The following is a 22,270-nucleotide window of genomic DNA, read 5'->3' as shown; positions in this document are numbered from 1 at the left end:
TTTTATTCTACAATTAATTTAAGTTTTTTTGCTCCGACACGTGCTTTCAACCATTCGGATATTTTTTCTTGTTCTTTCTCAATGGGTCTTTTACTGAATTTCATCAAGACTATTGTCAATGTATCCGTTTTAGTTGAGTCCACCTGTAATTCCACAGTCTTTGCCATAGCTATGGCTTCTACTGTAGGATAAAGTACTTTAAGTTCAGGAATTATTTTTTTATCTACAGTATTATATGCAGCATATACTTTAAGCTCGTTTTCCAAAGACTTAATTCTCTCCTGCTGCTCCAGTAAACGCTTTTCACTATTCTTATAGAAATCCTCCATCACTTGGGCCTTTATACTACCAATATCCATCGCATCATTATTCATTCCTTGAAGAATAACTAGTTTAGTACCTGCCAAATTAAAATGTTTCAAATTATCCCTTGCGGTTGCTATTTCTGTTTCCGGGACCTCATTGCCTATTAGCACAACACGTATTTCCTTCTTCTCAAAAGAAATCTTCCGGTCTATTACTTGAGTATTATTAAAATCCAATTCTTCATTAATAAAATTATTGGCAGAGGCCTCATAAATAGTGCTTTTCACAATACCATAAGTCAAATAAATAGCAGGACACATGGTGGCTAAAGTAATAACAATGATATATTTTTTGACTAATTTTTCGCGCTCCTTATCCACAAATTCCTTACGTTGGAAATGCATGACACGTACCCCGATAAAAGTAGCCAAACTGATAAATACTGAATTAATAAAATACAAATAGAATGCACCTAAAAAATAAAGTAAATTTCCGGTAGCAAGCCCGAATCCAGCAGTACACAAAGGCGGCATCAAAGCCGTAGCAATAGCAACCCCTGGAATTACATTCCCTTTCTCCTTTGTAGACAAAGCGATTATACCGGCTAAACCACCGCACAAAGCTATAAGCACATCATATATGGTAGGAGAAGTACGTGCCAGCAACTCCGATTGTACTTCATCCAACGGAGTCAGCGAAAAATAAAGGGTAGCTGTAATCACACTAAATACAGTTGCCACCAAATAACTTTTTAGAGAACGCTTCAACAATTCAAAATCATTCTGTCCAATAGCTAACCCTACTCCCATTATCGGTCCCATCAGCGGAGATATCAGCATGGCACCAATAATAACTGCCGTAGAATTCACGTTCAAGCCCAATGAAGCTATAAAAATTGCGAAAATAAGAATCCACAAATTAGTTCCTTTGAACTCAACACCATTACGAATACTTTCTACAATCAAGGCTTCATTGTCCTTATCCTTGCGCAAATCAAGATATTCACTAAAGAACTGCTTTATATAGGGCACATTCTTTAAATTATTCTTCAGGTCACTCATTGCTATTTCTTTATGTATCGGTTTATAACAGGTATTTGCTGTAAGGGGAAATCCGTTTTCACAATATATGCCACAAACAATAACAACAGTAATGTACGAACACCCAACAACAAGAATATATTTTGAATAGGAAGATAAACTGAAACAATGTAAAGTACCAGCGCTAACACCACATAGTTACCTATTGCTTTCAAATCATAATTAATAGGATATTTTTTCTGCCCTACAAAATAAGAGAGAAGCATAGCTACTCCATATCCGGCAAAACCCGCCCAAGCACACGCCATATAGCCAAATACCGGAATAAGGAAAATATTTATCAGAATAATGATACTGCATCCCACCAGTGAAAAATAAGCTCCCCATTTTGTTTCATCAATCAGTTTATACCAAAAAGAAAGATTGAAATAAATACCCATAAACATCTCGGCAGCCATGACAATAGGTACAACCTTAAGCCCTACCCAGTAATCACGTCCTAAAATATAACGCAGTATATCAAGGTAAAACATAACAGCCAAAAAAGCCAGCAAAGTGAAGATAATGAAAAACTTCATCGCTTTGGCATACATTTCCCGACTATCCTTTTCTTTACTCTTACTAAAAACAAACGGCTCGTATGCAAACCGGAAAGCCTGTGTCAGCATGGCCATGATCATAGCTATCTTACTGGCTGCTCCATAAATACCCAACTGGATAGTCGCCTCCGCCTTATCAGGATAAACAAACGGAAAAATAATTTTATCAGCTACCTGATTTAAGATTCCGGCAATACCCAGAATCAGAATCGGGAAAGAATAATGCAGCATACGCCGCAACAACTCCCTGTCTAGCACATATCTGAAGCCCACCAATTCTTTCCACATACATAGCATCACCAAAGAAGTACAAGCCAAATTTATAGCAAAAGCCACTCCGACATTCTCTCCCTTCATACCTACAAAATAAGCGATATTCAAGACAATGCTGGCAAAAATGAACAACAATTTCAATGCAGCAAACTTAACAGGGCGTTTCTTATACCGCAAATAAGCGAAAGGAATAGCTTGGAAAGCGTCCATTGCAACTACAATCAGCATCATCCCCATATACCACGGATGCTCTCCATATCCCAAGAAACCTGCTATGGGATACAGAAAAGAAAGACAAACAATTAAAAACAAGACCGCAGTCGCCCCCACCGAAAGCAAAGTAGTGGAATAGACACGCATCGGATCATCCACCCCCTTATTGGCAAATCGGAAAAAGCCGGTTTCCATACCATATGTTAAAAGCACCATCAACAAGGCAGTTATAGCATACATATTGGTAATGACACCATAGCCCCCCGATTCCACAGGCAAAGCGTTGGTATATATCGGTACTAACAAATAATTCAGGAACCGCCCGATGATGCTACTCATCCCATATATGGCTGTTTCCTTGGCTAATGCTTTTAATCCTGCCATCTTCTAATCATCAAATAATGTCTTCTGACTATTATAAATGCTCCGTCCCAAGTGTATATAGGCCAGTTCCGTGACCTCACGTCCACGCGGAGTACGTTTTAAGAAACCTTCTTTAATCAAAAAAGGTTCATAAACCTCCTCTATTGTTCCGGCGTCTTCACCCAAAGCGGTTGCAATAGTAGTCAGCCCCACAGGACCTCCCTTAAACTTATCTATAATAGTACATAAAATCTTGTTATCTATCTCATCCAGTCCATATCTGTCAATGTTCAAGGCTTCTAAAGCAAACCGGGCAATTTCCACATCAATCCTTCCGGAACCTTTCACCTGGGCAAAATCACGGACACGCCTCAACAACGCATTTGCAATACGGGGCGTTCCACGGCTGCGCGAAGCAATCTCACCCGCTGCTTTCATGTCACAAGGCACATTCAATATATTAGCAGAGCGACGGATAATGCTTGTCAATACATCATCGTCATAATACTCCAAATGAAGATTAATTCCAAAACGGGCACGCAAAGGCGCAGTCAGCAACCCACTCCTAGTAGTGGCTCCAACCAAAGTAAACGGACTCAGCTCCAACTGGATACTACGCGCCGAAGGTCCCTTGTCTATCATTATATCAATACGATAATCCTCCATGGCAGAATACAGATATTCTTCTACCACAGGGCTCAACCGATGTATTTCATCAATAAAAAGCACATCATTGGGTTCCAAGCTGGTCAGTACTCCCGCCAAATCCCCCGGTTTATCCAGCACCGGTCCTGAGGTTACTTTAAAACCTACTCCCAGTTCATTGGCAATGATATTACTTAAGGTCGTCTTGCCCAAGCCAGGAGGTCCGTGCAAAAGAACATGGTCTAACGCCTCGGCCCGCAGACGCGCCGCCTTGACAAAGATGCGCAGATTATCTACCACCTTATCCTGCCCACTAAAATCTTCAAAATTCAACGGACGTAAGGCATTCTCAAAATCGCGTTCTTTAGTTGTGAGCTGTTGCTCGCGTATATCAAAATTTTCTTCCATTTTTTTGTTTATGACACAAAGGTACAAAAGATATTATTATTATAGAAAGAAAGATGGAGGAATTCATTTTCAGTCCCTCTATGGTCCTTCTTTTCAACATTATTATTGTATTAATTATTATTCATTATGGGAATTACATTAGGAAAGAAACAATTGAACAAAGGAAGAGTTTCGCTTTATTTAAATTACAGTTATAACGGAAAACGCCGCAAAGAGTATTTGGGTATCATTCTGGATGCTCCTACCAGTGCAGAGCGAAGAGCGGAGAACAAAAACAAGATACTAATTGCCAGGCAGATAAGAGCAAAAAAGGAACTAGAATTCTTATCCGTTGAATATCATCTGAACGATATAGAAAATACATTCAATGATATACTTCCAACAGATAAAAGCAATGTTCCCGATTTCTATATTCTGATAGGACAATTCCTGGATACCTATCACAAAAAGGACAAGAAAATGGTTAGGGCATGTATCACCCATCTGCGACTGTTTACAAGAAAGAAAAGCTTACCTGTAAACCTTCTCACAAAAGATTTTTGTATAAACTTTCTTGAGTATCTCAGGGATCATCTCCGAGGCAACACTCCCATCGGATATTTCAAGAAGTTCAGAATGTGCATTAATAAATGTATAGAAAAAAAGTTAATGACATCTAATCCTACAGATGGTATCCGCCTGATGCAGTTTGATGAAGTAACCAAAGCAATCCTCAGTTTAAAAGAGATTCAGAAACTTGCTATCACTCCATGCCCCAACAACGAAGTAAAAAGGGCATTCTTGTTTTCTTGCTATTGCGGGCTGCGCTGGTGTGATGTACATCAACTGCAATATAAAGACATAGATTTCTCATCAAACCGCCTTACTATTCTGCAACAGAAAGTACAGTCACACTCCAAAAACGCAATCTTGCATCTAAACTTAAACCACACTGCCATCAAACTCCTACAAAGGCATAAAGGCATTAATGAGGACTTGGTATTCGGGCTCCCCTCCTATTCTTACACACTAAGGATTTTAAACAAATGGGTAAAAAGAGCTAATATACACAAACACATTACCTTCCACTGTGCCCGACACTCATTTATCACCAACATTATGGCAAATGGAGCTAATATCAAAACAGCCGCCAGTCTTGCAGGACATTCTACTACCCGGCACACTGAAAAATATGTTCATATCATAGATGAACTCAAACAAAAAGCAGTAGATAGTTTACCGGATATTATTGTCAATTATAAATAAAAAAGAACCTGAAATGGCCCTTACATCATTAAAGTTGTCACACATACAACTGGTATTCAAACAATTAGTATTACTGTATAGTATCCGGCACGAATACGACCTACCTGAGTAATGCGGTGAACAACTACTTCGGATGCAACTTCAAGCGGTTGATAAATTCTTACAGAGTGGCTCGCGCGAAAGAGTTGCTGGACGGTAAAGATTGCCCTGTGAGCGAGCTTTTCAGCCGTTGCGGGTTTGCCTCCAAGAGCGTGTTCTATGTGGCATTCAGAAAAGTAGTTGGCATGACTCCCCTGCAATATATATCGCAGAGTCGGAGTCCTTTTATGATTCAACGCAATTAAGTCCTTTTATAACAATAAACATTTTGAGTTTTTAAATTTATAAATTTAAAGTTTTTCTATTATGAACAAAAAATTTTTAAGTGCAATCCTGTTCGGAGCCTTGATGGTTTCTTCAACAGGAACGTTTGTATCTTGTAAAGACTATGATGACGAAATCGATGAGATCAACGCTACGTTGACCGATTTGAAATCTCAGCTGGCAGCTTTGCAGACAAAAGTAGAGAATGGTGATTATGTAACAGGTATCACCAAGACTGCTGATGGCAAAGGAATGACTTTTACTTTCTCTAAAGGAAGTACTGTAACCGTTACTTTGGATGTAAAAGATGGTGAAGCTGGTGCTCCTGGAACTCCGGGTAAAGATGCTCAGCAAGTTACTGTTGATGAAAAGACTGGTGAATTGAAGATTGATGGTAAAGGTACAGGTATTTTCCCTGCCAAAGATGCTGCAAAAGCTCCTGTCAAAGCAGAAGGTGGATATTGGTACACTTTGAATGAAAAGGGTGAATATGAAAATACAAATATCCCTGTATCTGGTATTACTGTTACTGGAACTGAAGCTACAGGCTATACATTGACAGTATATAGTGCTGATGGTGAAAAGGTTATCAAATTACCGACTGCCTCTTCTACAATTACAGAAATCATGATTGGCGATCTAACATTCGGAGCTGTTACCACCACCTCTTCTGCAACTGGGCTTGATTGGGGCTATAAGAGCAATGGAAAGATTGATTGGAAAGGACCCAAAGGAAATATTGCAGCCAACCAGTTGATGATTGGACAAATAGCACCTGCTGAAGGATTATTATCTGTTACTCCTGCCAGTGTGGATTTATCAGGCATGACACTTGAATTAATTGACACAAAAGGTGATATCGCTCCCGTTAATATCGTTGCCACTCCGAATAGTACTGATGGTGCTGCAACCGCTCCTAGAGCTGCTGCAACTAATGGTAAATGGAATTTAGCTATCACTTTGAAGAGTGATGTTACTAAAGATAATATTACAAAAGTATTTGGTGCATGGGATAATTCCACCTATAATGCAAAATTGTACGCTTTACGTATTAATGGTAAAGTTTATACCGATTATACAATTGCTGTAAAAGTGGCTAAAGATAATGCCATTACAAATGCTACAACAGTTGGAAATGGTATTACTTTGAGTACAACTAACCTGAAATCAATAGGAAACAATCATAACAAAGCACTGGACAACAACAGTAATATTGAAGTACCTGTTGGCTCTTCATCATTAGTTTGCTCAGATTCTAAGTTCTATGATGGTTACATTGCTTTTGAAGGTACTCAGACAGCAAAAGCTGAAAAGTTAGGCGTTTCTGCTAATGGTATGAATCTGTCTATTAAAGAATCTGCAAAAGCAGAAGAAGTGATTGCTACTGTCCATATCATGAGTGTTGACGGAAAGGAAACAACCAAAAACATAACATTGAAGATTGGTGGTGTCAAATCTGATGATACTCAAACTATCGCTGCTACTACTTATGAATTAGGTTTGGATGACAGCGGAGATTTAAATGCTATTGTTGTAGATTTGAAGGATGCCTTCTCTAGCTTGTCTGCTGCTAATGCTGAAGAAATTAATAAGTTAACTCAGATTACTGTTGAAAATGTTAAAGATCAAGTTAATTTCTTGGCAAATGACTTGACTTCTACTAATGTAACATTCTATACTGATAAGGATGGTAAACCTGCTGATAAATTTGTAGATGGATCAGCAAATAATGGTGAAGTAGTATTAGCTAACTCAGATGCTCGCAATATCCGTTGGATGAAGATTGCCGTAAATGGTAATGTTAATGCTAAGGCTAAGCCAGGTAACTATAATTTGACTTTGACAATCAAGGATCAAAAATCAGGTACTGCCGTTAGCACAATCAAGACAGTTACAATTCCTGTAACAGTTGCTCTGCCTGCTTGGGATAAACTGTTCAAGAACACAACTGCTTGGGAAGATGGTAAGTTTGTTGCCCGTTTGACAGCTTCAGTTGCTAATACACCTGTGGTAAACTTCACAAGAGCATTCCTTCCCAATACAAAGGCTGCTGTAAATGATATCAAGTTGGCAATTGACAAAGTGGATAATAAGGATGTTATAGCAAACCAATCAAGTGCTTCTGTAACTCTACAGAATATCCAAAATACTAATAAGACTTTGAAAGTTAATGAATTGGGTGTTGTAGCTTCTTATACATTTGGAGGTGTAAATGACTTGACTGTTAAGTCTTCTAAGTTCACTACTAAGATCATGTCTATCTTTGAAGGTGCTAAGTTGGTTTACTATACTAATAATGTAGCTGGTGCAACTGCTAAGGTTGGTGCGGACTTTACTATCGCTAAACTTACTACTGCTAATAATAAGAAGAATGGTTTGGCATTACAGTATGGTAAGGGAGAATCTGCTGTATGCAATAGCATTCCTGCAATCGAAGGTGTAACTGTTCAAGAATCTAATTCTACTGCTGCAGACAAAGTTAAAGTAGCTTATGGCGTAGACGGCTTGAATAATGTTACTGCCGTTTCAGATAGCGAAGGTATTAAATTGGTAAATGCCCAAATCGGTGATAAGGGTACTTTAGTTCTAACATTCACTGACTTCGCAGGCATTGTGACAACCGCTACAATTGCATTCGAATAATATTAAAATTGGTATATAATATAAAGGGGCTGTTTTTCAGAGACAGCCCCTTTTAACTTATAGAATAACTATCTTAGTTATTTATTTCTTTGAATAGTAACATCAATGTTTAGTAATAATTTCTTCTGTTAATTCTATTCCTTTGAGCTAATAATTTTCTGTATATTATAATAATTAAATTGTATTCTATTGATGTAAAAAAGTAGTAGATCTTTATATATGTCTTATCTCTTTGAACTGATAAAAGATTTCTCCCCAAATGTCATTCCATAGAAAGTTATCCTACATATTCTCTAATGTGTATTAGTATCTTTATACCATTGTAGTTTTGTATATTCCTCATTTAAGTCATTAAGTTCTCTCTGCATGATAAAAGTGGTCATACCTGAAAATGCTGTGATAGGGAATGTTCCTTCTTCCGTAGCATAAAATGGAGTATTTCTTTTGTAAACCACACATTGGCTGATACACTCTTGAAGTGCATTGTATGTGTTTTCATCTGATAATGATTGATAACATTGAGCGAAATCAAAAAAATAGAATGGGGCTTTTAAAACTCCATCATAATTTTGAAGGTTACCGACCGGGAGGAAAGAACCAGATATTTCTGTATTGATCTGTCGTATCAAATTCGCTAAATTTGATAATCCGGCAGTTTTTATTATGCTAATGGTAGCAGAACGTTTATCGCCTTCCATCAAATTCCAATAATGAAAATAATTTTCTGCAAATCTTTGCAAATCAGCAGCTTCTTCAAGCAGACAGGAAATACTGCCGGCATAGATAGGAGTGAATCCCGGAGATACTACTGGGGCAGAGGAAGCCATGATATATGCTGCTTTATTTCTTAATTCATAAGCCACCTCAATACCTGCCATATTACATGCTTCAAAGATTATGAATTCAAATAAATGGTCCGGGAGGGCCATAGCAAAATCTGTTATTTCCATTTCATTATCATTATCGATGATGATAGACCGCGAGCCATTAACCAATGTATGTGGAGGAAGCCAGCCACTGCCATGGGAAAACACGATTAAACCGTAGCTTTTAGCAGGATAAAGCCGAGTTACGTCGTTTATAACTCGTTTAAGTACTTGGGGGGAGGCTGAGTTTTCTTGGTCATAGGTATGTATGGTAATATAGCCTTTCTCACTTTTTCCATCAATTTCCATCAATCGTGGAGAGTCCTTAAATGGTGTATCCTGATACACTATTATTTTTCCATCTGTTCCGTCTTGCCATCCATTTTTAATTTGAACAAGTTTGTCATAGGTTTCCGCATCAAGATTATTATCTCCTCCCAGATAAACCAATAGTGTCCGTGCAGGTAAAACAACAGGGGTGTCATTCTCTTTATGACAGCTACATACTAATAACAGAAAACAGACAGCATATATATACTTCATACACAATATAATTGGATAAACGATTGTAAAGACTAAAAGAGGGGAACATTTTGCCCCCCTCTTTTTAAATAAACAATGAGCGTATTAATTACTTATCATTGTGCTTTTTAACCTGAATTTGGATAGTTCCGACAGAATGTCCGAGATCTCCCTTCCAAGTATGCTCGCAGATACCGCCCCACTTGTGATTTACACAAACTTCTACATCAATAGTAAACGGTTGGGCAATATCTTCACCATTGTTAATCCATGTGATAGTCTGCTTAGTATTATCAAGCTTGATCTTATTCATGTTTTCAGCATCCAATTCACTTCCATCAGCAAAGTATGCCTTAGAAACCTGGAAGTTAACTGTTGTATTGACATCGAATACGTTGTTGGTAACTACCAGTTTTTGTGACCAGCCTGCATTATTACCAGTTTGAACCAAAGTATTATTCTCAGCCATATCTTTGTGGTCATAGATAACATGGTTGTTATTGAATTGTGCCTGAGCACCTTCAGACCACAGATAATCTGACAAGAAGAATGCATCCTTCAATGATACTGTATTTTCAGCTTCTTGGTACTTGTCATACAAAGGACCTGCTTCGTAAGCGTGGAATACCATCGGAGTTACAAATGCAACTTCAAATTCATCGATAACCACTGTAGAACGTCCATTTTCAGGAGCAGCAGCACCAGTATAATTAGTAGTATGATCTTTAGCCCAAGGAGTATTGTTTACCATATTGATAGTATCGCAAGAGAAGTTATTGTAATCTTCTTTAGCATACTTGTTATGAGCATTGGCTTCCTTGTTGCAAGTACCATACAATCCGTCAACATCTTCGTTGAAGCTTACTACAGCACGCATTTTGATCTTCTTCAAATCTTTAGCGTCAGCAGCATTGATCCAAGCACGTCCTGCGTCTGTTGCTTCCAAGGCGATATACCACTTATTGTCTTTACCTTGATACAAACGAATACCGGAATTGTGACCGTCAGCTATCTTAGATGCATTATTATGCTGGTCAACCAATTCGAATGACAAGGTAGCTCTAGCCCAATCCTTATCATGAGTCTGACCCTTATAAGGATTATAGTTGATCAAATCGAATTCGTCATTCAATGCTGCAACCATTTCATAAGTTTTAGGAGCATCAAAGTTATCATATCTACCGTGAGCAATGAAGTAAGAATCATCTACCCAGTTCAACTTGGTCTTTTCAGGAGCAACCACATTCGGATACTTCACATTGATAGTATAAGTAACATGGATGTCAGGTAATCCCTTATGATCAGCATTTGGCTTGTATGTACCCTTAACAGTGTAAACGTCGTGATCGTCATGACGAGAGAATGCTGTATTCTTCACTGTAACGAACAGCTGATTATATTCTTCAGGAACAAAATTCGGATCTAATGAATAGTCTTTATTATCTTTTCCGTCCCATGCATATACAGCGTGTTGTTTAGCCTCGTCTGCTGTCGCAAATTCAGGAACAAACTCATAAGTCTTACGGAATTCGTCTTTGCTCAACTGTACATCTTTATGGTTGAATATCTTATCCATATCCATATCAAGAACTTGATTGATATGTTTCAGAGTGACATCTTTTGTTTCTGTAACATTAATTTCAGGAACAACTGTCTTGCGTACAATGTGAATCTTGATGATTGCTGTTTTAACTACATTACCATTGTCTTCACCCGGTGCTACCAGTTTCACACGAACAATAGGAGTTCTGTCTATAGCAGCTGTGTGACTGGCATCAGTTTCTGCACCCCAAATCGGGTCCGGAGTTTGTTTTACTGTAGCAACACCATCTTTGGTAACTTCCAAGTAACGTTTAGTCTGGTTAACACCATCATAGTAGAAGTCAACCGGTTCAAACACCAATGAATAGTCATCAAAACCATTATCCATCAAAGGATACTGAGCATCTTTGGCTTTTCCACTACGGTTATCAAAGAAAGAAGTTACGATATCTCTTAAATCTTTTGAATGTCCATCGCCCGTGTAATTCAGTTCTACAACAATACGGTTTGCATCATCTTTAGATTCAGTATCTCCCTTATATAACTGGTTTTCAGCATTGGCTTCGAACTTGGCTTTATCTGCTTGATAAGCTTTTAATTTAGCCTCTTCAGTACCAGTCGGATTCAAGGTGTTAAGATAATATTCATCTTCGATGAATTCTCTATAATTTACCTTGTTAGGAGCAATTGCATTTTTAATCTGAGCAGGAGCGTTAGTTTGGTCAAATGCATCAGCGACTTTAACCAAATGTACGTTCTTCTGCAAAATTACTTCATGCTTGGCGGGAACAAAATCAGAATGAACGATTTGGTCATTGTTCTTAATTCTCAATGAATATACTGTTCTTTCGTCCAGATTAGATTGCTCAGCAAAAGCCCAATCCTTTACACGGAAGTTTAACATACCATGTCCTTCTTTATAAGAATCAACGGTGATTTTTCCATCAGTGTATAGCTTTTGTCCGGCATTGAACAATTCCCAATTCTTGTTATTTGTATTGTAGTTCCATATTTCAGCAGTATCACGAACAAATCCTACCACTTCCATATCCTTGAATGATACGCTGTTAGGATTTACCTGATACTTCACGTCTGCCTTACCTGAGTAAACGATTTTAAATGTATTAAAGTTACTTTCACTCCAATCTGCACCTGCAATCTCTGTTTTACCTGCCACACTATCAGTAACGATGGTAGGGAAATGGATTCTGGCAGCTTCACCTTCAGAAAGGAAAGTAGGGATAAACTTAACTCCGCTAACTACAGAAGTAGCTTTAGGCATACTGATAGTCTTTTTAGTGCCATTAGCGTAAGTAATAACTAATTCATAAGCTGACTCACCTTCTTCTACTGATACTACATAATCATCAGCAGAAGTACCCGGAGTACCTGGTTTGCCTGGTTCACCTTGTTCTCCTTTTGCACCATTGTATAATTTAATGGTCTCTCCATCACTGAATTTGATTTCATAACCACCATTACCATCAGTGAACGGAGTACAGCTTTCGACATATTTGCCTGAGCCTACTTTGTCTTCAAGGGCCTTGATTGCATCTTTCACATTGGATATTTCTTGATCCAAGCGGTCGATGTCGTCATCGTAATCCTTACAAGATACAAATGTTCCTGTTGAAGTGACCATAAGGACTCCGAACAGGATTGCACTTAAAAATTTTTTGTTCATAATAGAAAAACTTTAAATTTATAAATTTAAAAACTCAAAATGTTATTGTTATAAAAGGACTTTAAATCTTTTTCCGCGTTTGGATGGTGCTTTATATAGAAACTGCAAGGGAGATGCGCCGACCACTTTATGAAATGCGGCATAAAAAACGCTTTGGGATGCAAACCCACACTTCCTAAAAAGAGAACTGGTTGAATACGTACCCTCTAGTAATAAGGACTTTGCATACTCAACACGATATTTATTAAGAAGCTGCTTGAAGTTGCATCCGAAGTAGTTGTTCACCGCATTACTCAGGTAGGTCGTATTCGTGCCGAAAACAAAAGAATACTTATATCACTATAAATCAACAATGTAACTACCAAATAAAAAACTACTCTGTCTATTGGTTATCTATAGAAGGTCTAAATAAATTTTTATATATTATCAACGGAGGACAGTTTGCACGAATAATTACATTTATTGAAGATAGGAAAGGTTTTCTATTATTTCAAAATGCACCTTAATAGTGCAAAATAAGCAAATATATGTACAGCAAGAGTGTGCAGATAAAAGGGGGGCCGATTTAAGCCGCCGTACCGTTATGTATCAAATGCAGAGCCTCTCTTTCAGGGATATCTCCAACTGTTTCACCGTATTTCCATCAATACTTATTCTTTATCAGATATCCTGCAACACAAAGTCGAATTGCCGAAAGATTTCCGCCCCTTGGTATATTTTACTAATTATTTAAAGAGAGGTTATTATCCTTTCGTTTTGGAAGATGATTTCGATGTGCGATTGCAACAGATTATCAACCATACTTTGGAATCTGAAATTGCCGCCATATTGAGCGCCAGCCGTAATAATATTGAAGATTATAGCCTGTACATTGAAGAAGCCGGATAAATGAATGTCATACCCTTGTGGCAATTAGGTTTGGGTTATTAAAAAGCCGGTCAATGAGGAATTTCAGTAACAAATGCCCATTGGTGAACTGTACCTGTCGTTATAAAGGGAAAGCGGCATGAAGCTTCCCCAGGGTAAGATTTCTTATTCCGGAAGGTTCCTGAAAAAAGCGATGGAACTGATATACAATTCCAAACGTGTCATGTTGTAATCCATTGTGTATCTCCCAGCTGATAGGCGTACCATAAAATAGGGGTGTGAATGCCTTTATTCCGTATCTTACATATCCTCCAATGAGTAGCCTGTATATTCTATCTGATATCTTTTTAACTCGCCTATAAGTTTTTGGGATTTTTCTTTCAAGACCGGCATAGATATTTTATTCCGGTTAATCTTTACCTCTGCTATCCGGGCTGTACGGTCAATACGGTTTACAGCTACGATATCAATTTCATTTTCTCCTTTTGAATCCCACCAGTTTCCTATAATCGTGAAACGCTCCTCTTCCCATAACTTTTGTTGGAAATATCGCTCCAATACCAAACCGGAATAAACATCATATCCTTTCTTTACAATATCCAATAATAAATCCGACCGGTGATTCTCCACCAAATCAAGGTTAGGATAGATAAAGCGGAACCAGAACTGCAGAAAATTGTCATTCAGCTTGTACTTAACTCCCTTGCTCCGTTCAGACGCAAAGATGGGACGCATCTTCTTCAAAAGGGTATAATTGATTTCAAGGTTGCGCAGATAGGCACTTGTGGTGATACCTAAAACTGAGTCGATCTCACCGGATGTATTTTTCCCGTCAGCTATCAGGCTCAAGATAGAATAATAAACGGCTCCCTCTTTTCTAAATTCCATATTGATCAAATCATTCCCTTCTGTAAGAAAAGGCATGTATTCATTGGTAAAGCAAGTAAGCATTCGTTCTTTCTTGAAAGCACCTTCGTCCATCAATGTTTCTATATATTTTGCCACCCCACCGGTCAGCATATAAAGACAAAGTAAATCCGCCGGAGTATAAGCAGGATGATAATGCCTTAGAATCTGTTTCTGTGTTGCTATGCTGAACGGCTGCAAGTCCAGACGCTTGGTCATCCGTCCATACATGGCCGATTTTTTATCCTCAAACAGTTCTTTCATCAGTGAATAAATGGAGCCGCAAGTAATGAAGTTTATTTTCATATCCGACTTGTATTTATCCCATAATTCTTGCATGTCGGCAAAAATACTCTTGCGTACATAAAAGAACTCCTGTACTTCATCTATCACTAGATTCAGCTGGTTCTGAGTGGCATACGAAAAAAGAATATCAAAAATATCACGCATAGAACGTACCGAGCCATAAACGGATATACCAAGTTCTCTCTGTATCTGTCTTTGTATAGAACTGCAGAAGGTAGCTTCCGCCTCGTTTTTCGCCAATATATAAAGGCATTGCCTACCTTGAAAATTCCGTCTTATCAGACTGGTTTTGCCGATGCGGCGTCTGCCCATGACTATGGTGAACCGTGCCGATGATGCGGACAATTCTTCCTCTCTTCTGAGAATTTCTAATTCTTTTTCTCTGCCAAAGAAATTCATATATTGTTAACATTTAGATGTTTATAAAAATAATAACGGTTATAATAACCATGGTTATTTTTGCAAATATACTTTTGTTTATTTGGAGCAGCAAGAATTGTGATATAATTTATCTGAAAAAAAGCTGAAAAGAATTATCGGACCTGATAAACTGGAAGAAGAAGCTATCCGGAATCTCATTTTCATCTGTATGAAGCAACAATGTATCCTGAGAATGGAAAGGCTGGGAGGATTATTGTTACATAGTCTGAAAAATATAAATCTTTCATACCGATCATAAATCAGGCTCAAAACATTGATGATTATCTGTTTATTAGCATGTCGGGATTCTGAGATTCTCTTAATCTTGAATGGCTCAGCGATAAAAGCCAGTTGTTTCTTTCTTCCTTTCATCTACCGTCGAAACACCCTGTCGATAGGCGTTCCGGCTATGAAGGGACATCCTGTCATTGCCTTTTCATTCTCCTTTCCTACCGTTCTTTCACACCTTTCCGTAAAAGGGTACAAACATACGGCTGAAACGGGAGTGAGAGGAAGTAATTTCAACCTTAACCAGCTGATCGTCTGTATGTCTTAAATAAAATGACAGGATGAATGGAGAAGGAAGCATATCGGCTTAACAAGGAAGTAATGCGATGAACAAGCTTGGCTGGCACACGGAACATGATAGGCCTGTACGCAGAACACGGCAACTTTGTACACGGAACATGCTGACGTTTTTTTTAAACGTATTGTTGTTTTTTAAAAACCTGAAGATGTATATTTAAAACCTGAAGGTATATTTTAAAAACATGTCGGCTTATTCAACAATAAACATTAGTAACGTGCAAGCCTCAACATTAGTAACGTATGAACCGTAACGTTAGTAATGTGTAGGCCTGTACGTATATATTGTATCAAGTTTCACCATATCTTGTACCAAGTTTCATTGAACTTTGCACCAAGATCTGCCATATTTCCGCCCCCTCTTGACAAACGCCTTTTTATGTTGTATATTTGTAGTTTGCCAAACTTAAAAAAGTAACTCATGAATGTATTCGCTACTCTCAAAACAGTCTTCTTCGGAAGCAAATTCCTGTCAAGCCCTGTTCCTATTGACGGAACACCGCGTCGTGATCTCGTATCCGCTCTCAACGGGCTGATGCCGCTTTGCCGGACTATACCCGGCGTGCGTCTGGCGCTGGATATCCGCGAGGGCCAAGTAGTTCTGGCATTGAACTGGACTCCGCGCACTGACGGGAATGCTCCCACGGGCAGTTACCACTACATCGTGTCGGACGAAGACGGAGTAAGAGAGATAGCCGACTCACAGGTTCTTCTCACTGAAAACGGTAAGGATAACCTGCCGGGGAGTATGGACGATTCTCGGATACATCCGATAGTCTCAACTGAAAAAACAGAGAAGGATTCCGCTCACTTGAAAAAAGATGTTCAGAAAAAAGCGGGACCAACCTCCCCAGAAGATACTGGCAAGAAGGCGAAATCACATACCCTGATGCAGGAAGTGACCGCTTTCCTCACCTCCCGCTACCGCTTCCGGTTCAATGTGCTTACTGAAGAAACTGAAGTGGCAAGTGTAGAAAACAACATTCCCGATACTCATCTGCGTTACACCAAAGTGGACGAACGATGGATGAACTCACTAAGTCTGGAGGCTATTGAAACGGGCATAGACTGTTGGGACAGGGACATTCAACGCTTTGTGCGTTCACGCCGCATCAGTGAATACCATCCCTTTACTGCCTATTTTGAGCAGCTTCCCGAATGGGACGGCACGGACCGGGTGTCCGCGTTGGCACGCAGGGTGTCCGACGACCCGGTATGGGTGAACGGTTTCCACCGTTGGATGCTGGGACTCTCCGCTCAATGGATGCAGCTCAATCCGGATAACAACCGCGCCAACAGTGTGGCTCCCCTGCTGGTGAGCAGCCGCCAGGGATTGGGGAAAAGTACGTTCTGCCGTCTGCTGATGCCCGATACGCTGAAATCCTACTACACGGAAAGTTATGACCTAAGTTCCCCGGCATCCGCCGAAGCCAAGCTGGCCGCCTACGGATTAATCAACTTGGATGAATTCGACAAACTAGGTGCATCCAAAATGCCTTTGCTGAAGAACTTGATGCAAGCCTCCGCACTGAATATCCGCAAGGCTTACAAACACAGCGCTTCATCGCTTCCCCGTATTGCCTCGTTCATCGGCACCAGCAACCGGGAGGATTTGCTGGTAGACCGCACCGGCTCACGCCGCTTTCTTTGCGTCAGTCTGAAACATGCCATAGACTGCACCACGTCCGTAGAGCATAAGCAATTGTACGCCCAGCTTAAAACAGAACTTCTATCCGGTGAACGAAGCTGGTTCAATAAAGAAGAGGAACAGACTATACAGCAACATAATGCCCTATTCTACAAGCATGTACCCGAAGAAGAGGTGTTCCGCCTTTGCTTTCGCTTTGCTACAGAAGAGGACAATCCGCAGGAAGTGCTTAGCCTCTCCGCCACCCAGCTGTTTGAACGTATGAAGGCAGCCCATCCTTCGATCATGAGAGGGATGACCGCTTACAGCCTGAGCCGTATCCTGCCCCAGCTGGGCGAACGGGTACATACCACCAAAGGAAATGTATACCGGGTGGTAGAATGTTAACTTTCAATTAATTGAGAATTTATCTATGGAAATGAGATTCCCGGTATGGAAGTCGATTAGACGCATTCACACTCTCAAGCATATATTGTCAAGAAGTGTGAATGCCCTTTTCTAGTATATGAATGGGTCATCCGGCATCATAATGAGCGCTGCATACCAAACGTATTTTGTATTTCACCGTACTCCCCGCCTGTAAAAATTTGGATGAGGTTTTAAATCCGAATGCATATATGCTTCCGTTATGATCATATACATACCGTTTCTCAATATCCAATAACGGGTCTCCGTTTCTTAATCCCTCTATGGTTTCATTCAGTTCATCCAGTGATGATCCGCTGAACGTCTTATGCAATACTTTTGCCTCCTCTTCAGTCGGAAGATGCCATCCGTCTGCTTCCTCCTCCTGTATGATATTCCGCACATCGGAAGCGAATCCACTCCACTCATCCAGACTCATCAACAAAATATCCGCCCCTGTGGAACTTGCATTCTCTATGCCAGCTACAATTCCTCCGTTCCAGATATTACCAATTTCGGGTAGCCCGGAAAGATCCGGATTAATGGGAGGCGGCTCACTATCGCCATTACCTTCATCAGCACCGCCAAAATTGAATTTGATGTCTACCGGAGCCTTCCATTCACCTGATATCAAACTGCCCCCTACCGTGACATCACCCGAATAGCTCCCCCCGATATTCAATGGCACGTTCGCTTCCGGCTTTCCTTTGAAAGTGTATCCAAACGTCTTTGTCTGACTATTATCTTCCAAGGTTATGGAAAAAACGGTCTGAGAGCCGCTCCCCGGAAAAATATAAAAAGGCTTTGCACTCCAAATTCCACCCGGCTCAGACTCACAAATAATTTCCGTACTCTTGTCTTTGCCGGAATACTCCCTTGTAAACGACAGGGAAGAATATAAAGGCGAAATCTGCAAACTCACCTTTTTAACGTTTGCCGGTATATCTTCCAAACTGATATTGACTAAAGATACAGCATAATAGAGGGTTACAGAAACAGATATATTTTTCTTATTGGCAATTGTCACAGTTGAAGTGCCCATCATTAGCGCGCGTGAGCTTCTGTTATTTTCTTTCATAACAATTACATCATCAAGGCTAGGATCTTTCGGAACGATATATTCCTCTCCCAAACCGGCTATTGCAACAATAGTATATCGGGCAGGAGGTAACTTCATTTCAATCTGGGCGTTATCTGTCATTTTCAGACTGGCAGAACAGCTGCCGTCCTCTGCAAACGCATAGATATAGGCCGGATAATTAATCTGGGATTCTCCGCTAGACCTGGCAGATATCTTTAAAGGAAGATTTGTTTGCGAGACTCCGTCTTCATCGTCTTCTTCATCATACATCGGGCGTTGGCAAGAAACAGCAGACAGCAGCAATAGAAACAGAAGCACCTTTAATTCGGTTAATCTATAATTCATAACATATTATTTGTTTGTGGGTTTATTTCTTCTCCATTTATAACTATATCCTCTTCTTCATTTCCCGGAGTCCAACCCGAAATACTTCCTCCCGTTATAATTACATTTCCGTCTTTTACTACAATATTGTATTTATGAATACATCCGGACAATAAGCCCGGAGACAGGCCATCTCGTCGTGTTATGTAATATTTGTTGTTACGGGTATATTCAATGGTGAGATTAACAGAATGGTTTTTCACGGCTTTCGGATCAATGTTTCCGTCATTCTCGCCCCCGTTCAGGATAAAATAAAAAGAAGCATCCTGATTGTTCATGGTGTGTGACGGAGTAATCTGGAAGGTTTCCTTGGGAGTTTCGCTGATGGTGATGCTGTTCGTTTCAAAGGAGTAGTATCCTTGAGTCATCAACCCATTTCCTTCAAGTCTGATTTTGTCAATAACGGCCTGTGCCATATCTCCTTCACCCTTTATGTTTATCTTTAATAGTGACAAAACGTGCTTAAATGAATAATCGCCCGAAAAGGCCACATTGCCAAGGTCGGTATCGTAGGAAAGCTTCCTGGATGCTACTAGAAAGTCATATTGGTCAATATTTTCCCAAGTCCCGTTCTGGCTGTCGAGAGAAGGCATTTTTATATTTTCCTTACTTTCGGCTTTGGAACCGGAGTGGGGATAATATGCGTAAAAAGTATGTTCCTGGTTTTTATCTTTCCAAAAGACACTCTTTTCTGTAGTCCAGGAAGTTCCATCGAATATCCAGCGGACAGCACTGTCATTGTCCATAAAAACACCTATATCATCGGCTTTACTAAAACTAGCGATGGCATTTTCATTATCTTGCAAATAGCGTGCTCCGGAAACTGTTTTCCCGATTCTTGCCATAATGGATACCGTGTACTCTTTTTCTTGTAGTTGCTCTAATTCCTCACTACCTTGGCAGGCAGAGAAGCACATGAACGTCAATAGCGATACATACAATGATCTTTTCATTCTTTTATTTTATAATAGTGAGGGACAAAACATCAGCTTATCCGTTAAAATTAAAATGAGGACAAGTTGAATTGGTCGAGGATTAAAGCATGTCTGCTTATTGTCGGTAAGAAATTAAACTTGTGTTCGGCTGCGAAAATAATTCATTCTTAGCAAAAAGAAAAATAAAATGATAAAAAGATGAAAATTAAATGTGTTATGCCGGCAACAGCATGAACATTCTTACCGGTATATTCCCATAAAAAATAGTGGAAGGCAATCTTTTGTTTAACGCTTTAGGCTGACTATGACTAAATCTTACCTGTAAATTATCTCCTTCCATTCTTCTACAGTACGTGTAAGGGAAGAAAAATTCACCCCGATACAGACTATTTTACGGTTATCGGTCAAATAAGATCGGGCATAGCCTTTCTCTGCTATTTGCTGTAAAGCCTCCTCTGCTGTTCCGTCCATCTTGAATTCGAAAATGTAAACATATTCGTCCATTTCCAATATGCAGTCCACTCGTCCGAAGCTCTGGCGATTCTCACAATGGATTGCACGGCAATAAACTCCTATCAAACGGAGAATCAGATAAAAAGTGTATTGGAAATGTTTCTCAGTCATATCCAATTCCTTCAAGGAAGTGTGAGAGTCATACGGGATGCTTGCAAGAAAGGCGGTCAGAGAATCACAAAAAGCGGAGGTGTTCCCTTGCTCAAGGCAAGTGACAGCATCGATAATCCAACTGTTGACCTCTCCACCTCCGGGTTTCAAATAATGTGCTGCCAATACGGACAAGAACCCTTTACGCACCTCATTATTGGGAAAATCGAGCAGATAAGTTCCCATACGTCTATTATATTCTTTAATAGTGAGATATCCGCTCTGATAAATCATGGGTAGAGGCTGTTCCACATCAGCCTTATAATCCACAAACAAAGAGGGAACATAATAACGTCCGGCAAGTTCGTTTATCTGCTCGCGGCTGTGTTGCAGCAGACGAACCAAATAGGTGGGAGTACCTGTAGAGAACCAGTAATCACGAATTGCCATACTGTCAAAAGCATTAAGAATGCTGAACGGATTGTAAATGTCGGTCATCCTCTCTCCAAAATGATATCCGTCATATTGCCGTCTGAGAAGTTCCTTCATTTCTTTCACTGTGTACTGATATTTAGCAGCCAACTGTATGGTGGGTTCTTCGAAAAATGCTTCCAGCTCATTCTGGGTGATACCGCACAAGGCTTCGTACCGTTCATCCATACTGATATCCTTAGGCTGGTTAAATCCACTGAAAACACTTACTTGGGAAAACTTTGTTACTCCGGTCAACAATACGAATCTCAAGTATTGATCGGCTCCTTTAAAGGTAGAATAAAAGGATTTCAATATTTCCCGGTTATGGTTCTCCAACAGAACTTGCTTTCCATAATCATCATAAAAACAAGCTTCCGTATCTAATACATCCAAAATAGGTTTGTCATATTCATCAATCAGAACCACCGCACGCCGCCCTGTCTGTTCATAAGCCCGGCGAAGTATTTCAATGAAACGGGTTCCTATGGTTGTATAATTGGGATTCTTGCCATAAATATCTTCCCAGTTCCCTAAATAGCCTTCAATGGTAGCCTCCAGAATTCCGGGTTGTGTATACAGTCCTCCATTAAAGTCTATACGGAAGATAGGATACTCATACCAGTCCTTTTCCAATCCGTCGATTTCCAGTCCGGCAAACAAATCTTTGCGTCCCTGGAAATAACAGGCAAGGGTACTTACCAGCAGGCTTTTGCCAAAACGGCGTGGACGGCTCAAGAAATAAGTCTTGCCTTGTGTTACCAAGTTGTAAATCAAGCCGGTCTTATCCACATATACATAGCCATCTTCACGGATTTGGTCAAAACTCTGTATTCCAATAGGGTATTTCATATTTTGTTGCGGTTCTAGAATGAATGATGAAACAAAGATATTAGTAAATGACAAACAAAGCAAATAAAGGATTTGTTTTTTCTGCTTATGACAAG

At 39.7% G+C, this 22,270-nt stretch carries 16 protein-coding genes; 6 read left to right on the top strand and 10 right to left on the bottom strand.

The features are described 5' to 3' along the window. Positions 1–2: 2 nt before the first annotated feature. Genes GKD17_RS00415 through ruvB form a run of 3 tightly spaced genes read right to left on the bottom strand, consistent with a single transcriptional unit; the run spans position 3 to position 3,847 of the window. Positions 3–1,367, bottom strand: a complete 1,365-nt coding sequence (locus GKD17_RS00415) for a TIGR00341 family protein (RefSeq protein WP_007834468.1) — start codon at positions 1,365–1,367, stop codon at positions 3–5. A gap of 2 nt (positions 1,368–1,369) precedes the next feature. Next, the gene (locus tag GKD17_RS00410) at positions 1,370–2,815 is read right to left on the bottom strand and encodes a lipopolysaccharide biosynthesis protein (RefSeq protein WP_007834466.1); all 1,446 of its coding nucleotides are present in this window, start codon (positions 2,813–2,815) and stop codon (positions 1,370–1,372) included. A gap of 3 nt (positions 2,816–2,818) precedes the next feature. Next, the gene (ruvB, locus tag GKD17_RS00405) at positions 2,819–3,847 is read right to left on the bottom strand and encodes a Holliday junction branch migration DNA helicase RuvB (RefSeq protein ID WP_007834464.1); all 1,029 of its coding nucleotides are present in this window, start codon (positions 3,845–3,847) and stop codon (positions 2,819–2,821) included. Positions 3,848–3,973: 126 nt separating this feature from the next. Between ruvB and GKD17_RS00400 the strand changes: the two genes are divergently transcribed. From GKD17_RS00400 to GKD17_RS00390, 3 genes are all read left to right on the top strand, one after another. Continuing rightward, the gene (locus GKD17_RS00400; RefSeq protein ID WP_007834462.1) at positions 3,974–5,092 is read left to right on the top strand and encodes a site-specific integrase; all 1,119 of its coding nucleotides are present in this window, start codon (positions 3,974–3,976) and stop codon (positions 5,090–5,092) included. Positions 5,093–5,208: 116 nt separating this feature from the next. Beyond that, positions 5,209–5,436, top strand: a complete 228-nt coding sequence (locus tag GKD17_RS00395; RefSeq protein WP_080565222.1) for a helix-turn-helix domain-containing protein — start codon at positions 5,209–5,211, stop codon at positions 5,434–5,436. Positions 5,437–5,497: 61 nt separating this feature from the next. After that, positions 5,498–8,098, top strand: coding sequence for a PL29 family lyase N-terminal domain-containing protein (locus GKD17_RS00390; protein ID WP_147542077.1), 2,601 nt, complete (start codon positions 5,498–5,500; stop codon positions 8,096–8,098). Between the two features lie 293 nt (positions 8,099–8,391). On the opposite strand, the gene GKD17_RS00385 is transcribed toward GKD17_RS00390, so the two are convergent. The 3 genes from GKD17_RS00385 to GKD17_RS00375 all read right to left on the bottom strand — a co-directional run bounded on the left by GKD17_RS00385 (position 8,392) and on the right by GKD17_RS00375 (position 12,997). After that, entirely contained in the window at positions 8,392–9,507 is a 1,116-nt protein-coding gene (locus GKD17_RS00385; RefSeq protein WP_007834433.1) for a clostripain-related cysteine peptidase, read from the bottom strand. Positions 9,508–9,595: 88 nt separating this feature from the next. Next, positions 9,596–12,712 carry a PL29 family lyase N-terminal domain-containing protein gene (locus tag GKD17_RS00380; protein WP_007834434.1) on the bottom strand — a complete coding sequence of 1,039 codons (3,117 nt, stop codon included), beginning with the start codon at positions 12,710–12,712 and terminating at the stop codon, positions 9,596–9,598. A gap of 48 nt (positions 12,713–12,760) precedes the next feature. Further along, positions 12,761–12,997 carry a helix-turn-helix domain-containing protein gene (locus tag GKD17_RS00375; RefSeq protein ID WP_235778231.1) on the bottom strand — a complete coding sequence of 79 codons (237 nt, stop codon included), beginning with the start codon at positions 12,995–12,997 and terminating at the stop codon, positions 12,761–12,763. A gap of 402 nt (positions 12,998–13,399) precedes the next feature. On the opposite strand from GKD17_RS00375, the gene GKD17_RS23105 reads away from it, so the two are divergent. Further along, entirely contained in the window at positions 13,400–13,600 is a 201-nt protein-coding gene (locus GKD17_RS23105; protein ID WP_227216432.1) for a hypothetical protein, read from the top strand. A gap of 279 nt (positions 13,601–13,879) precedes the next feature. Here GKD17_RS23105 and GKD17_RS00365 read toward each other — a convergent pair whose 3' ends face one another. Beyond that, positions 13,880–15,190 (bottom strand): ATP-binding protein, encoded by a 1,311-nt coding sequence (locus GKD17_RS00365; RefSeq protein ID WP_007834439.1) that lies wholly within the window; start codon positions 15,188–15,190, stop codon positions 13,880–13,882. 298 nt (positions 15,191–15,488) lie between these two features. Here GKD17_RS00365 and GKD17_RS00360 point away from each other — a divergent pair, with 298 nt between their 5' ends. After that, a complete protein-coding gene (locus tag GKD17_RS00360; RefSeq protein ID WP_080549522.1) occupies positions 15,489–15,767 on the top strand; it encodes a hypothetical protein in 279 nt (92 codons plus the stop codon). Positions 15,768–16,217: 450 nt separating this feature from the next. After that, entirely contained in the window at positions 16,218–17,831 is a 1,614-nt protein-coding gene (locus GKD17_RS00355; RefSeq protein WP_007834448.1) for a VapE domain-containing protein, read from the top strand. Positions 17,832–17,958: 127 nt separating this feature from the next. On the opposite strand, the gene GKD17_RS00350 is transcribed toward GKD17_RS00355, so the two are convergent. The 3 genes from GKD17_RS00350 to GKD17_RS00340 form a co-directional block, all read right to left on the bottom strand. After that, positions 17,959–19,275 (bottom strand): FimB/Mfa2 family fimbrial subunit, encoded by a 1,317-nt coding sequence (locus tag GKD17_RS00350; RefSeq protein WP_007834450.1) that lies wholly within the window; start codon positions 19,273–19,275, stop codon positions 17,959–17,961. Further along, entirely contained in the window at positions 19,272–20,267 is a 996-nt protein-coding gene (locus GKD17_RS00345; protein WP_032935995.1) for a fimbrillin family protein, read from the bottom strand. Before GKD17_RS00345 ends, GKD17_RS00350 begins: the two co-directional genes overlap by 4 nt. Positions 20,268–20,564: 297 nt before the next feature. Next, the gene (locus tag GKD17_RS00340) at positions 20,565–22,175 is read right to left on the bottom strand and encodes an ATP-binding protein (RefSeq protein ID WP_007834454.1); all 1,611 of its coding nucleotides are present in this window, start codon (positions 22,173–22,175) and stop codon (positions 20,565–20,567) included. Between the last annotated feature and the right edge of the window lie 95 nt (positions 22,176–22,270).

Origin of the sequence: Phocaeicola dorei (assembly GCF_013009555.1) — a bacterium.
Lineage (GTDB): Bacteria > Bacteroidota > Bacteroidia > Bacteroidales > Bacteroidaceae > Phocaeicola > Phocaeicola dorei.
The sequence above is the reverse complement of the archived record's forward strand: the minus strand, read 5'-3'. Positions and strand labels throughout refer to the sequence as shown.

What these genes read in the sequence shown, in the direction of transcription:
- GKD17_RS00415 (WP_007834468.1), bottom strand. Translation starts at nt 1,367, where the DNA reads ATGAGTGACCTGAAGAATAATTTAAAGAATGTGCCCTATATAAAGCAG.
- GKD17_RS00410 (WP_007834466.1), bottom strand. Translation starts at nt 2,815, where the DNA reads ATGGCAGGATTAAAAGCATTAGCCAAGGAAACAGCCATATATGGGATG.
- ruvB (WP_007834464.1), bottom strand. Translation starts at nt 3,847, where the DNA reads ATGGAAGAAAATTTTGATATACGCGAGCAACAGCTCACAACTAAAGAA.
- GKD17_RS00400 (WP_007834462.1), top strand. Translation starts at nt 3,974, where the DNA reads ATGGGAATTACATTAGGAAAGAAACAATTGAACAAAGGAAGAGTTTCG.
- GKD17_RS00390 (WP_147542077.1), top strand. Translation starts at nt 5,498, where the DNA reads ATGAACAAAAAATTTTTAAGTGCAATCCTGTTCGGAGCCTTGATGGTT.
- GKD17_RS00385 (WP_007834433.1), bottom strand. Translation starts at nt 9,507, where the DNA reads ATGAAGTATATATATGCTGTCTGTTTTCTGTTATTAGTATGTAGCTGT.
- GKD17_RS00380 (WP_007834434.1), bottom strand. Translation starts at nt 12,712, where the DNA reads ATGAACAAAAAATTTTTAAGTGCAATCCTGTTCGGAGTCCTTATGGTC.
- GKD17_RS00365 (WP_007834439.1), bottom strand. Translation starts at nt 15,190, where the DNA reads ATGAATTTCTTTGGCAGAGAAAAAGAATTAGAAATTCTCAGAAGAGAG.
- GKD17_RS00360 (WP_080549522.1), top strand. Translation starts at nt 15,489, where the DNA reads ATGATTATCTGTTTATTAGCATGTCGGGATTCTGAGATTCTCTTAATC.
- GKD17_RS00355 (WP_007834448.1), top strand. Translation starts at nt 16,218, where the DNA reads ATGAATGTATTCGCTACTCTCAAAACAGTCTTCTTCGGAAGCAAATTC.
- GKD17_RS00350 (WP_007834450.1), bottom strand. Translation starts at nt 19,275, where the DNA reads ATGAATTATAGATTAACCGAATTAAAGGTGCTTCTGTTTCTATTGCTG.
- GKD17_RS00345 (WP_032935995.1), bottom strand. Translation starts at nt 20,267, where the DNA reads ATGAAAAGATCATTGTATGTATCGCTATTGACGTTCATGTGCTTCTCT.
- GKD17_RS00340 (WP_007834454.1), bottom strand. Translation starts at nt 22,175, where the DNA reads ATGAAATACCCTATTGGAATACAGAGTTTTGACCAAATCCGTGAAGAT.